The sequence below is a fragment of the Streptomyces sp. NPDC002701 genome (genome assembly GCF_042889045.1).
GTDB lineage: Bacteria > Actinomycetota > Actinomycetes > Streptomycetales > Streptomycetaceae > Streptomyces.
This window is the reverse complement of sequence record NZ_JBIAQL010000003.1, coordinates 769023-781619: the sequence shown is the minus strand read 5'-3', so window position 1 is coordinate 781619 and position 12597 is coordinate 769023. Positions and strand designations below refer to the sequence as shown.

Annotated in this window: 11 protein-coding genes; 4 read left to right on the top strand and 7 right to left on the bottom strand. The window is 72.6% G+C overall.

Annotated elements, in window-relative coordinates; genetic code table 11:
- Nucleotides 1-138: 138 nt before the first annotated feature.
- The 4 genes from ACFYXC_RS11860 to ACFYXC_RS11845 are packed head-to-tail and all read right to left on the bottom strand — an operon-like array spanning nt 139 to nt 4078.
- The gene (locus ACFYXC_RS11860; protein WP_389550040.1) at nt 139-1359 is read right to left on the bottom strand and encodes a serine hydrolase domain-containing protein; all 1221 of its coding nucleotides are present in this window, start codon (nt 1357-1359) and stop codon (nt 139-141) included.
- A 58-nt stretch (nt 1360-1417) separates the two neighbouring features.
- Nucleotides 1418-2206, bottom strand: a complete 789-nt coding sequence (locus ACFYXC_RS11855; RefSeq protein ID WP_388918934.1) for an energy-coupling factor ABC transporter ATP-binding protein — start codon at nt 2204-2206, stop codon at nt 1418-1420.
- Nucleotides 2194-2955 (bottom strand): cobalt ECF transporter T component CbiQ, encoded by a 762-nt coding sequence (gene cbiQ / locus ACFYXC_RS11850; protein ID WP_388918931.1) that lies wholly within the window; start codon nt 2953-2955, stop codon nt 2194-2196. Before cbiQ ends, ACFYXC_RS11855 begins: the two co-directional genes overlap by 13 nt.
- Before the next feature lies 1 nt (nt 2956).
- The gene (locus ACFYXC_RS11845; RefSeq protein ID WP_389549727.1) at nt 2957-4078 is read right to left on the bottom strand and encodes an energy-coupling factor ABC transporter permease; all 1122 of its coding nucleotides are present in this window, start codon (nt 4076-4078) and stop codon (nt 2957-2959) included.
- A 176-nt stretch (nt 4079-4254) separates the two neighbouring features.
- Here ACFYXC_RS11845 and ACFYXC_RS11840 point away from each other — a divergent pair, with 176 nt between their 5' ends.
- Nucleotides 4255-4596: an SsgA family sporulation/cell division regulator gene (locus ACFYXC_RS11840; RefSeq protein WP_389549724.1), complete on the top strand. Its 342-nt coding sequence runs from the start codon at nt 4255-4257 to the stop codon at nt 4594-4596.
- 34 nt (nt 4597-4630) lie between these two features.
- Here the strand turns inward: ACFYXC_RS11840 and ACFYXC_RS11835 are convergent, their stop codons facing one another.
- The 3 genes from ACFYXC_RS11835 to ACFYXC_RS11825 form a co-directional block, all read right to left on the bottom strand.
- Nucleotides 4631-6337 (bottom strand): penicillin-binding transpeptidase domain-containing protein, encoded by a 1707-nt coding sequence (locus tag ACFYXC_RS11835; protein WP_389549721.1) that lies wholly within the window; start codon nt 6335-6337, stop codon nt 4631-4633.
- Between the two features lie 94 nt (nt 6338-6431).
- Nucleotides 6432-8066 carry a penicillin-binding transpeptidase domain-containing protein gene (locus ACFYXC_RS11830; RefSeq protein WP_389549718.1) on the bottom strand — a complete coding sequence of 545 codons (1635 nt, stop codon included), beginning with the start codon at nt 8064-8066 and terminating at the stop codon, nt 6432-6434.
- Nucleotides 8067-8183: 117 nt separating this feature from the next.
- Nucleotides 8184-9926: a dolichyl-phosphate-mannose--protein mannosyltransferase gene (locus tag ACFYXC_RS11825; RefSeq protein WP_389549715.1), complete on the bottom strand. Its 1743-nt coding sequence runs from the start codon at nt 9924-9926 to the stop codon at nt 8184-8186.
- A 61-nt stretch (nt 9927-9987) separates the two neighbouring features.
- Here ACFYXC_RS11825 and rsmI point away from each other — a divergent pair, with 61 nt between their 5' ends.
- The 3 genes from rsmI to ACFYXC_RS11810 all read left to right on the top strand — a co-directional run bounded on the left by rsmI (nt 9988) and on the right by ACFYXC_RS11810 (nt 12507).
- Nucleotides 9988-10845 carry a 16S rRNA (cytidine(1402)-2'-O)-methyltransferase gene (gene rsmI, locus ACFYXC_RS11820; protein WP_388918913.1) on the top strand — a complete coding sequence of 286 codons (858 nt, stop codon included), beginning with the start codon at nt 9988-9990 and terminating at the stop codon, nt 10843-10845.
- Nucleotides 10846-11102: 257 nt separating this feature from the next.
- Nucleotides 11103-11570 carry a hypothetical protein gene (locus tag ACFYXC_RS11815; RefSeq protein WP_389549711.1) on the top strand — a complete coding sequence of 156 codons (468 nt, stop codon included), beginning with the start codon at nt 11103-11105 and terminating at the stop codon, nt 11568-11570.
- A 37-nt stretch (nt 11571-11607) separates the two neighbouring features.
- Entirely contained in the window at nt 11608-12507 is a 900-nt protein-coding gene (locus tag ACFYXC_RS11810; protein WP_389549709.1) for a TatD family hydrolase, read from the top strand.
- The last annotated feature ends 90 nt before the right edge of the window (nt 12508-12597 follow it).

Below are 12597 nucleotides of genomic sequence, written 5' to 3'. Positions count from 1 at the left end.
GCTGGGCAGGAGCTGACTGACCAGCACAACAAAGGGGCACCGGCGGACGGAAGGCCCTTGAGGGCACCCGTGGATGCAGAACTCCTGCCCCGCAGCCCGCCCACGACGCGGCCACACGGCCACACGGGTCGGGACACCTCAGGACGACGACAGGGCCGTCCGCACCGCCCGCACCAGGGCCTGCGCCCGTGGATCCGCCGTCACCGTCTTGCGGAAGCCGTTCGTCACATAGCCGAAGGCGATGCCCGACCCGGGGTCGGCGAAGCCGAGGGAACCGCCGCGCCCCGGGTGACCGAAGGAACCGGTGCCGAGGAACGGCGAGGCCGAGCCGTGCAGCATGTAGCCGAGGCCGAAGCGGGTGGTGATGACCAGGACCCGGTCCGGTCCGGCGGACTCCTCGGCGCGGGCCGCCGCCAGCGTCTCCGGCGTGAACAGGCGCGCGCCGCCGTCGACCTCGCCGATCAGCGCCGCGTAGAAGCGGGCCAGCCCGTCCGCCGTCGCGACGCCGTTCGTCGCGGGGAGCGCGGCCGCCCGGTACGCGGGGTCGTTCTGGTCCGGGAACGGGCTGATCGCGGCGAAGGCCCGCCGGGTCAGCGAGTCCGGGTCCTCGTACGCCGCCACCACCGACCGCTTCGGACGCGCCCGCAGCGCCCCGCCGCCGTCCGCCTCCGGCGTCTCGATCCGGCCCACCCGGCCGGCCCGCCCCGCCTCCCGCGCCGGCAGCCCGACCCACAGGTCCGCGCCCAGCGGCCCGGCGATCTCCCCGGCGATCCAGTCACCGATTCCGGCGCCCGTGACCCGCCGCACCAGCTCACCCGTCAGCCAGCCGTACGTCAAGGCGTGGTAGCCGTGCTCGGTGCCGGGCTCCCACACGGGGGCTTGGCGGACGACGGCCTCGGCGCCCCGCAGCGGGTCCAGCGACTCCTCCGCGGTCAGCGGCCGGTCCAGGACCGGCAGTCCGGCCCGGTGCGAGAGCACGTGCCGGACCAGCACCCGCTCCTTGCCGGCCGCCTTGAACTCGGGCCAGTACTCGCCCACCGGGGCGTCCAGATCCACCTGCCCGCGCTGGTGCAGGAGCAGCAGCACGGCCGCGGCGACCCCCTTGGTCGCCGACCGTACGATCTGCGCGGTACCGCGCTCCCACGGCTCGGGCCCCGTACCGGGCTGCGTACCCGACTGCGCACCGGACCCCGTACCGGCCCCGTCGATGTCCTTCGTCCCGGCCCACAGGTCGACGACCTTGTGCCCGTCCCGGTACACGGCGACCGCCGCGCCCCGGTCCCCGAGCACCTCGAAGTTCCGTACGAACGCCGTCCTGACCGGCTCGAAGCCCTCGGCCACTGTGCCGTTCACGTCCACGCCCACACCCACGCCCGTACTCCTCGCCGTTCACGGTGCGCCGCGCGGGTCACGCGCGTCACGCGCCCATTGTCACCGAGCGCGGGTCGAAGCCGAACGGCAGCTCCAGCCGGTGCTCCCGCATCAGCTCGTCGTCGGAGAGCAGCTCACCGGTCCTGCCGTCCGCCGCGATGACGCCGTCGCTGAGGATCAGGGCACGGGGGCACAGTTCGAGGGCGTACGGCAGGTCGTGCGTGACCATCAGCACGGTGACGTCCAACGAGCGCAGGATGTCGGCGAGTTCGCGCCGCGAGGCGGGGTCGAGGTTGGACGACGGCTCGTCCAGGACGAGGATCTCCGGCTCCATCGCCAGGACGGTCGCGACCGCCACCCGGCGCCGCTGGCCGAAGGAGAGGTGGTGCGGCGGGCGGTCGGCGAAGCCTTCCATGCCGACCCGTTCCAGCGCGGTGCGCACCCGCGCCTCCAGCTCGGGTCCCTTCAGCCCGGCGGACGCGGGCCCGAAGGCCACGTCCTCGCGGACGCTCGGCATGAAGAGCTGGTCGTCCGGGTCCTGGAAGACGATGCCGACCTTCCGCCGGATCTGTGCCATGTGCTGCTTCCCGACGGGCAGCCCGGCGACCGTCACGGTCCCGGCGCCGCCGGTCAGGATGCCGTTGAGGTGGAGCACGAGGGTCGTCTTGCCGGCGCCGTTCGGACCGAGCAGGGCCACCCGCTCGCCCCGCCCGACGGCGAAGTCCACCCCGAACAGGGCCTGATGGCCGTCCGGGTAGGCGAAGGCCAGCCCGGCCACTTCGAGGGAGGGCGGCGGGGGCGGGGAGGGAAGCGAGGGCGAGGTCACAGGGTCCATCCCAGCAGACAGACGACGAGCGCGGCGACCGGCAGGGCGAAGGCGTACGACCACTGCGCCCGGGACGCGGTCACCTCGTCGATGACCGGCATCGAACCGGTGTACCCCCGGCTGACCATGGCGAGGTGTACTCGCTCCCCGCGCTCGTAGGAGCGGATGAAGAGGGCGCCCGCGGACCTGGCGAGGACGCCCCAGGACCGGACGCCCCGCGCCTCGAAGCCGCGCGACTCCCTGGCGATCCGCATCCGCCGCATCTCGTCGGCGATGACGTCCCCGTACCGGATCATGAAGGACGCGATCTGTACGAGGAGCGGTGGCAGCTTCAGCCGCTGCAGGCCCAGCAGCAGTTCGCGCAGTTCCGTCGTCGAGGCGAGCAGCACGGACGCGGCGACCCCGAGCGTGCCCTTGGCGAGCACGTTCCAGGCGCCCCACAGGCCGTTCACGCTCAGGGACACCCCGAGCACGTCGGTCCGCTCGCCCTGCGCCACGAACGGCATCAGCACGGCGAAGGCCACGAACGGCACCTCGATCAGGAGGCGTCTCAGTACGAAGCCGGCCGGGACGCGGGCCGCGTACGCCACGGCTCCCAGCAGCAGTGCGTACAGCCCGAACGCCCACATCGCCTCGCGCGGGGTGGACACGACGACCAGCACGAAGGCGAGGACGGCGACGAGCTTGGTGTGCGGCGGCAGACCGTGCACGGGCGAGTGCCCGTGCCGGTAGAGCTTGTGTGCGTGGCCCGCGCCCATGTCAGACGGATTTCCCGGCCTCGGAAGGACCGACCCCGGAGGGACCGGCCTGTGAGGACCCGGGCTGCGGCTCGGACGTACGGCGCCTGCGGACGGCCCAGAAGACGCCCGTGCCCGCGACGACCGTGACGCCCACGCCGATGACGCCCGCGAGGCCGCCGGACATACGGGCGTCGGTGAGGCCCTCGACGCCGTAGTCGGCGAGGGGGGAGTCGGCGGCGGCGTGGTCCTCGGCCTTGGCGTCGATGCCCTTGTCGGCGGCGACCTTCTCCAGGCCGTCGGGGCTCGCGGAGGCGTAGAAGCTGACGAAGCCGGCGAGGACGAGCGAGGTGGCGAGGCCAGCCAGCCACACGCGGCGGTGGGACCGGGCGGCGGCCGGGGCGGGCTCGGCGGCGGGGGTGTCGACCAGTTCGCCGTTGACCCGCAGCTTCAGCGGCGCGGTCAGGCCGCGGGCCCCGTACACGAGGTCCGGCCGTACGGCGATGACGGCGCCGACCGTCAGGGCGGTGATCGTGGCCTCGCCGATGCCGATGAGGACGTGGACGCCGACCATGGCGGTGAAGACCTGGCCGATCGGGACGTCCGTGGTGCCGCCGATCGCGTAGACGAGCGTGAAGGCCACGGCGGCGGCAGGGACGGAGATCACAGCGGCGACGAACGCCGAGACGGTAATGGACCGACGCTTCCTGGGCAGGAGTTTTACGAGGCCGCGGAAGACGGCGTAGGCCACGACCGTGGTGACGACCGCCATGACGGTGATGTTCACGCCGAGCGCGGTGAGGCCGCCGTCGGCGAAGAGGATGCCCTGCATGAGGAGCACGACCGAGACACAGAGGACCCCGGTGAAGGGGCCGACGAGTATCGCGGCGAGCGCGCCTCCGAGCAGATGTCCGCTGGTGCCGGCCGCGACCGGGAAGTTCAGCATCTGCACGGCGAAGATGAACGCGGCGACCAGTCCCGCGAGCGGGGCGGTGCGCTCCGACCCGCTCCCGGCTCCGCCGGAGAGGGAGGCGCCCTCGAGTTCACGTCGGGCGCCGCGCAGGCTCACCGCGACAGCCGAGGCGGCCACGACTCCGGCGGCGACGGAGACGGGCGCGTTGATGAATCCGTCGGGGACGTGCATGGAGGGCTCCGCTTCCGGGGGCAGGCCGACTGGCGACAACCGTTCGATGATAGTGGCTTAATGCGAACAGCTTGCAAGAGCGAGGTGACCACGAAATACGACGACGGCTCATCTGGGAGCGCATATCGGAAAATATGCGACATTAGAGGAGAAACAGCACAAAGAGGGAGCGATCGATGTCCGCCGTTGAGCAGTACGCGCGCGCCCATATCGTGACGGACGAGGCGCAGGACCCGCCCGCCGTGCCGGTGGCCCTCCGCTACGACCCCGAGAACGACCCCCGCCTGGTGCACATAATGCTGCCCGGCCACCACGAGTGGGTCTTCGCCCGCGACCTGCTCGAACAGGGGCTCCGGGCGCCGGCCGCGGCCGGCGACGTCCGCATCTGGCCGTGCGGCCGGGTCCAGGCCGTCATCGAGTTCCACTCGACGGCGGGCGTGGCCGTCGTGCAGTTCGACACGAAGACCCTGATCCGCTTCCTGCGCCGGACGTACTCGGCCACGCCGGTGGCCGGCTAGTTCCGCGCCGGTGTCCGGCCGGGCCCGCCCCGGGTCAGCTGCCCGCCTTCAGCAGTGCCGCCACGATCGGGCCGGCCGTCTCACCGCCGTGGCCGCCCTGCTGGACCACGCCGGCGGCCGCCAGGTCGCCCTTCCAGGCCGTGAACCAGCCGTTGGGCTTCTTCTGGCCGTCGACCTCCGCCGAACCGGTCTTCGCCCCGAAGTCGGGGCCGAGCCCCGCCATCGCCTCGGCGGCCGTCCCGGCCGCCGCCGTGTACTGGAGCAGCTCCTTGAGCTGGGCCCGTGTGCCGGCCGACAGGGAGCGGGGCGCCGTCGCGAGGGTCCGGTCGTCGACCGTCGGAGAAACCAGGTAGGGCTGGTGGAACGTGCCCGTCTTGGCCGTCGCGACGACCGACGCCATGTTCAGCGGGTTCATCCGCACCCCGCCCTGGCCGATCAGCGACGCCGCCATCTGGGCCTGCGACTGCACCGGCACCGAGCCGTCGAAGGTCGGCACCCCGATGGCCCAGTTGTCCAGACCGAGACCGAACACCTGCTGGGCCTGCTCGGTCAGGTCGTCGTCACTCAGCTCCTTCGCCTGGCTGATGAAGGCCGTGTTGCAGGAGCGCGCGAAACTCGCCTTGAACGTGCCGCCCTTGATCTCGAACTTGTCGTCGTTCTGGAACTTCCAGCCGCCGTACGTGAAGTACTTGGGGCAGGGGTGCTCCTTGTCCGTCGACGCGAGCCCCTTGTCGATGAGCAGCGAGGCCGTGACGATTTTCATGGTCGAGCCGGGGGCCAGGGAGCCCTGGAACGCGGTGTTGAAGCCGTGCCCCGAGTTCGCCACGGCCAGGATCTCGCCCGTCGACGGCCTGATGACCACGGCCGACGCCTTGGACTTCGCCGCCACCTGCTTCTCCGCGGCCGCCTGGAGACCCGGGCTGAGGGTCGTACGGACCGTGCCCGGCGTGCCCTCGCTCAGCTCCAGCAGCGTCTTGTCGGGGTTCTTGCCCGCGGCGGACGCCTTGGTCTTCTTCGAGCCCCCGGCGCCCTGGGCGTCCTCGGACCCGGCGCGGATCACCCGCAGCTCGACGCCCGCCTTGCCGCCGGCCTTCTTGCCGTACTTCTCCCGCAGGCCGTCTAGGACCGTCCCCAGCGAGGGGTACTCGGCGGTCGTCAGCTCGCCGCCGTCCCGGTCCAGGGCCTTGACGGGGGGCGTCCCGGCCGCGCCGGTGACCAGCTTGTCGCCGTCCTCCAGCTCCGGGTGCACGACCGCCGCGTGCCAGTCGACCAGCGGCTTCCCGTCCTTGGCGCGGCGCACGACGGTCAGCTCGGACTCGTACGCGAGGGGCTTGGACAGGCCCTTGTGGGCGACCGTGCCCTTGACGGCGAACGGGACGGTGTCACCGGTGCGCTTCCTGGCGGTGAGCGTCACGTCCTTGACGTACGCCTCCTTGCCGTAGCCGGTGAGGAGGGCGGCCGCCGCCGCGGTGTCGTTCGTCGCGGCCGCGGCCGTCCGCACGTCACCGCCCTGCCAGGCCGCGAGGAACGCGGTGGCCGTGGACGTCACCTCCGCCGCCGACAGCGGGCCGCTCCTGACGGCCTTCGCCTCGGAGGACGCGCCGGCGTCGGCCGCCGATCCACCGCTGTACAGGGCGTAGCCGCCGAGCCCCGCGCCGCCGACGACAACGGCGATCACCCCGCCGATGACGGCGGGCTTCTTCGTCCTGCCGCGCTCAGGCGCGCGCCTTCTGTTCCCCACGGCTTCCGTTCCTTCGCTGCTTCCCCGACGCCCTCGGCGGTTCTCTGTGAGAACGAGAGCCACCACCCTAGAGTCCCGCCCTGTGAGGGTGAGTTCAGCCACCTGTCCGTAGCACAGCTGCGACAATCGGACCCGCCGCGTCCCCGCCGTGTCCGCCGCGCTCCGCCATGGCCGCGGCCGCGAGGTCGCCCCGGAAACCGGTGAACCAGCTGTCGGACAGCTCCTGGCCGTCGACATCGGCGGAGCCGGTCTTGGCGCCGATGTCGCTGCCGAGGCCGGCCATGGCCCGGGCGCCGGTGCCGCTGGTCGCGGTGAGCCGCATCATCTGCTTCAGCTGCGCCGCGGTGCCGCTCGGCAGGCCGCGGGCGGTGGCCAGCCGCCGGCCGTCCAGCTTCGGCGACACGAGGTAGGGCTGGCGGAACGTGCCCGTGACCGCGGTCGCCGTGACGGACGCCATGTTCAGCGGGTTCATCTGGACCTCGCCCTGGCCGATGGCGTTGGCCGCGCGGTTCGGACCGCCGGAGGCGGGGACGCTCCCGTCGAAGGAGACGATGCCCGTCTTCCAGTCCTTGCCGAGACCGAACCGCTCCTGCGCCTCGGTGGTGAGCGACTCGTCGGTGAGGGGCCGCTCGTCGGAGCCGTCGATCAGCTTGATGAACGCCGTGTTGCACGAGCGCATGAAGCTGTTGGCGAGCGTGGCACCCTCATTCGGCTCCATGCCGGTGAGGTTCCCGAACTGCTGGCTCTGCCAGGTGGCGGTCGCCGGACAGGGCGCCGGGCCGTTCATCGCGGTGACGCCGTTGTCGATGAGCATCGCCGCAGTGATGATCTTCATGGTGGAGCCGGGGGCGACCTTGCCCTGGAACGCCGCGTTGAACCCGTCCTCGCGGTGGTTCGCGACCGCCAGCACCTCGCCGGTGCTCGGCCGCACGGCGACCACGGACGACTCGGCGTACCCCTCGACGGCCTTCTCCGCCGCCGCCTGCACGTCCGCGCCGATCGTCGTACGCAGCTTCCCGGCCCGGCCCTCGGCGAGCGTCACCAGCGGGGTGTCGCCCGCGGTCTCGCTCGCGTGCCGGATCGCCAGCTCGACACCGGGGGTGCCGCCGGCCTTGTCGCCGTACCGGTCGCGCAGGGCGTCGAGCACGGGGCCGAGCGACGGGTACTTCGCCTTGGTGAGGACGACGCCGTCGCGGTCCACCGCCTCGATGGGCGGGCTCGCCGACTCACCCGTGACCAGCGTGTCGCCGGTCTTGAGGTCCGGATGCAGGACGGACGGCCGCCAGTCGACGAGCGCCCGGCCCGTGGTCTCCCCGCGCACGACGGCCAGCTCGCCCTCGTAGGTGAGCGGCTTGCTCTTCCCCTCGTACGACACCGTGGCCGAGACCGAGAAGGGGACGCGCGGGCCCGCCGCCGTCCCCGGCGTGACCTTCACCCTGCCGATGTGCGCCTGGCCCCCGTAGGCGACGAGCAGTTCCCTGGCGGCCACGGCGTTGTCGGTCAGGTCCGCGGCCGCGGCGGCGTCCCCCCGCTCCCAGGCCGCGAAGAACTTCTCCGAGGTCTCCCGGACCTCGTCGCCGGACGGCGGCCCGGTCCTCCGCGCCCCGGCCGACGACGAGCCCTCGTCCCCGCTGACCGCGCCCACTATGTTGTACGCGCCGTACCCGGCGCCCCCCACCATGACCGCGAACACCCCGCCGACGATGGTGGCCTTGACCCCGTTCCGCATCGTGCGCCCCCCTCCCGTGAACCTCCCCGAACACGTTCTGAACGCGTTCAGAAAGGTGCTCATCCCTCGCACTGTATGCGGGAGGGGGGACGGGTGGTGACGGTGTTCCCCGAATCGTTAGACCCAGGTGTCCAGCCACATCCGGGAGCGCCAGGAGTCGATGGGGATCGCCTGGCCCGTGTAGATCGGCCAGAAATAGATGAAGTTCCAGGCGATCAGCAGGACCAGGACGCCGGTCGCCGCCGCGCCGACCACACGGCGGCGTTCGGTGGAGCCGGGCGGGCCGAGGAGGGCGCCGGCCAGCATCGCCACCGCCAGGCACAGGAACGGGAGGAAGACGACCGCGTAGAAGAAGAAGATCGTGCGTTCCTGGTAGAAGAACCACGGGAGGTAGCCCGCCGCGATGCCGCACGCGATCGCGCCCGCGCGCCAGTCCCGGCGGAAGAACCAGCGCCACAGGACGTACAGGACCGCGAAGGCCGCCGCCCACCACAGGAGCGGGGTGCCGAGGGCCAGGACCTCACGGGCGCACTTCTCGCCCGCGTCCGTCGGACAGCCGTCCTTGCCGGGCAGCGGCGACTCGTAGAAGTACGAGACCGGGCGGCCGGTGACGATCCAGCTCCACGGGTTCGACTGGTAGGTGTGCGGGGAGTGCAGGCCGACGTGGAAGTCGTACACCTGCGTCTCGTAGTGCCACAGGCTGAGCCACCAGTCGGGGAACAGCCAGGACCAGTCGCTGCTGCGGCCGTCGGCCGTGGCCCAGTTCCGGTAGTAGCCGCCCTTGCCGTCGGTGGCGGACAGGAACCAGCCCGTCCACGACACGAGGTACGTGCCGACGGCCACCGGCACCGTGGACAGGAAGGCCCAGCCCACGTCACGCCGGAGGACCGCCAGGTAGGGGCGGCGGGCGCCCGCCACCCGCCGGGAACCCACGTCCCACAGGACCGTCAGCAGGCCGAACGCGACGAGGATGTACAGGCCGTTCCACTTGGTGCCGAAGGCCAGTCCCAGCATCACTCCGGCCGCCAGGCGCCAGGGGCGCAGACCGAGGCGCGTGCTCTCGGCGACCGCCGCGTCGGGGCGGACGATCCCGTCGGCGTCCGGCGGCAGGGCCGCGGCGAGACGTTCCCTGGCCTTGTCGCGGTCGACGACCAGGCAGCCGAAGGCCGCGAGGACGAAGAACATCAGCACCTGGTCGAGCAGCGCGGTGCGGCTCATCACGAAGTGCAGGCCGTCCACGGCCATCAGCGCGCCCGCCAGGCAGCCGAGGAACGTCGAGCGGAACAGCCGGCGGCCGATCCGGCACAGCATCAGCACGGACAGCGTGCCGAGCAGCGCCGTCATGAAACGCCAGCCGAACGGGGTGAACCCGAACATCCACTCGCCGAGCCCGATGACGTACTTGCCGACCGGCGGATGCACGACGTACGCGGCCTCCGACGGGATGGTGACGTCGCCGCCGCTCTGCAGGACCAGGTCGTTGGCGTCCTTCGCCCAGTTGACCTCGAACCCGCGGTGGATGAGCGCCCAGGCGTCCTTCGCGTAGTACGTCTCGTCGAATATCACCGCCTTCGGGCTGCCCAGGTTCCAGAACCGCATCAGGCCCGCCAGCAGCGTGATCAGCAGCGGGCCGCCCCACGCCGACCAGCGGACGACGCGCGCGGCGGCCTCCTTGCGGAGCCCGACCGCCGCCCACAGACGCGGGCCTGGCTCGGTGTACGCGGGCACGAGGCGGTCGCGGACGTCGTCTCGGGGCCCGGCCGGGTAGCCGAACCTGCGCAGCCGCTGCTGCCACGACGGCCGCTGCTCTGCGACGCCCTGTCCCTGCCGGGTGTCCGTGGAGGACGCGGTACTTGTCACCGCGCCATCGTAGGGAACAGGTCTGTGTGAGTCCCGCGGGCCGCCCTGCGAGGATGGAACCGTGACAGGAACCCTCGTACTCGCCGGCACGCCCATCGGGGACATCGCGGACGCACCGCCCCGCCTCGCGGCGGAGCTGGCGGGGGCCGACGTCATCGCCGCCGAGGACACCCGGCGGCTGCGGCGGCTGACCCAGGGCCTCGACGTACAGCCGTCCGGGCGGGTCGTGTCGTACTTCGAGGGCAACGAGTCCGCGCGGACGCCCGAGCTGGTCGAGGCGCTGGTGGGGGGCGCGCGCGTACTGCTCGTGACGGACGCCGGGATGCCGTCCGTGTCCGACCCCGGCTACCGGCTGGTCGCCGCCGCCGTGGCGAAGGACATCAAGGTCACGGCCGTGCCGGGACCGTCCGCCGTGCTCACCGCGCTCGCCCTGTCCGGGCTGCCCGTCGACCGGTTCTGCTTCGAGGGCTTCCTGCCGCGCAAGGCCGGCGAGCGGCTGTCCCGGCTGCGGGAGGTCGGCGGCGAGCGGCGCACGCTCGTGTACTTCGAGGCGCCGCACCGGCTCGACGACACCCTCGCCGCGATGGCGGAGGTGTTCGGCGCCGACCGGCGGGCCGCCGTCTGCCGCGAGCTGACCAAGACGTACGAGGAGGTCAGGCGGGGGCCCCTCGGGGAGCTGGCCGCCTGGGCCGCCGAGGGCGTGCGCGGGGAGATCACCGTCGTCGTCGAGGGCGCGCCGGACGTCACCGAGTCGCTCGACGCCGACGAGCTGGTGCGCAGGGTGCGGGTGCGCGAGGAGGCGGGGGAGCGGCGCAAGGAGGCGATCGCCGCGGTCGCCGCCGACGCGGGGGTGCCCAAGCGGGAGGTCTTCGACGCGGTCGTCGCCGCCAAGAACGCCTTCCGCCCCGCCGCCCCCTGAGGCCGGGCGCCGGACCCACGGGGGAGCACACGGCTCCCTGCGGGGAGCGCGCGATGTCACGGGGGAGCGCACGGCTCCCATGCGCGGGCAAAGGACTGTCGTGAAAGGCAAAGCCCGGACCCGGTGTCGGGGGCCGTCCGGCAAGGAACGGCCAAGACGGCTCCAACTCTCGACAGGTCCGGTGCGTTCGCCCCGGTGGAAGCGTCCACTGGAGGAAGGACGCACCCGTCCTCGTCCAGCGGACAAGAGGAGCCGGCATGAGTGAGATCGCAGGGCAGACCGGTCACATCACCGGCGGACCCGCCCCCCGCACCACGGCCGCCGACACGGTCCAGGAGTCGTACTCCTTCGCCTGCATGCGCTGCGGGCACGGCTGGGAGCAGTCGTACGAGATCGAGCACCACTTCGACGCCCAGGGGGCCGAGTTCGTGACGTACGTCGCAAACGGCCTGGTCGTGCCGTCGCCGCTGAGCCGGCCCAGCTGCCTGAACTGCGACGGCCACGTCGTGCGCATCATGCGGGCCGGCCAGGTGTCCTCGGCGCAGAACCGGCTGCACGGGCCGACGCCCGTACGGCCGCGCAAGACGGCCGAGGCGCTCGCGGTGCCGGAGCAGACGTCGGCGCGGGAGCCGGAGCGCACGGGGGTGCCCGAGGCGCCCAGGGCCCGTCACCACTGGCACCTCTCCGACCTGCTGCACCCGTTCCACCACCGCAAGGCGGTCTGACGCGGGGGCGCCCCGGCGCCCTTCGTAGGATCGGGGCATGCCTTCCACCACCGAAGCCCCGCCGCTGCCGGACCCCCTGCGGGTGCCGGTGGCCGACTCGCACACCCATCTCGACATGCAGACCGGCACGGTCGAGGAGGGCCTCGCCAAGGCCGCGTCGGTCGGCGTGACGACGGTCGTGCAGGTGGGCTGCGACCTGGCCGGTTCGCGCTGGGCCGCCGAGACGGCCGCCGCGTACGACGCCGTCCACGCGACCGTCGCCCTCCACCCGAACGAGGCGCCGCGCATCGTGCACGGTGCCCCTGGGGGCACCTCCCAGCCCTCTGGGGCCCAGGGAGGCCGGTCCCGGCAGAGGGCCCGGCGGGCGGGGGGCGACGGGGCGCTGGACGAGGCGCTCGCCGAGATCGACCGGCTCGCCGCCCTCCCGCAGGTCAAGGGGGTCGGCGAGACCGGCCTCGACTACTTCCGCACCGGTCCCGAGGGCAAGGACGCCCAGGAGCGGTCCTTCCGCGCCCACATCGAGATCGCCAAGCGGCACCGCAGGGCGCTGGTCATCCACGACCGGGACGCCCACGCGGACGTGCTGCGGATCCTGAAGGAGGAGGGCGCGCCCGAGCGGACCGTCTTCCACTGCTACTCCGGGGACGCGGCGATGGCGGAGGTCTGCGCCCGCGCCGGCTACTACATGTCGTTCGCCGGGAACATGACCTTCAAGAACGCGCAGCCGCTGCGGGACGCCCTCGCCGTGGCCCCGCTGGAACTCGTCCTCGTCGAGACCGACGCGCCCTTCCTGACCCCCGTGCCGTACCGCGGACGGCCCAACGCCCCGTATCTCATTCCGGTCACGGTCCGCGCCATGGCCGCCGTACGGGGCATGGACGAGGACGCGCTGGCGACGGCACTCTCGGCGAACACTGCCCGCGCGTTCGATTACTGAGGCGTAACGGGCGACGCGCCCCCGGGGACCGGCCGGGAGAACTTCGTCACCCAGCGTGTCCGTGCCGCTTTGGAGAGTGACCGGCGCTCC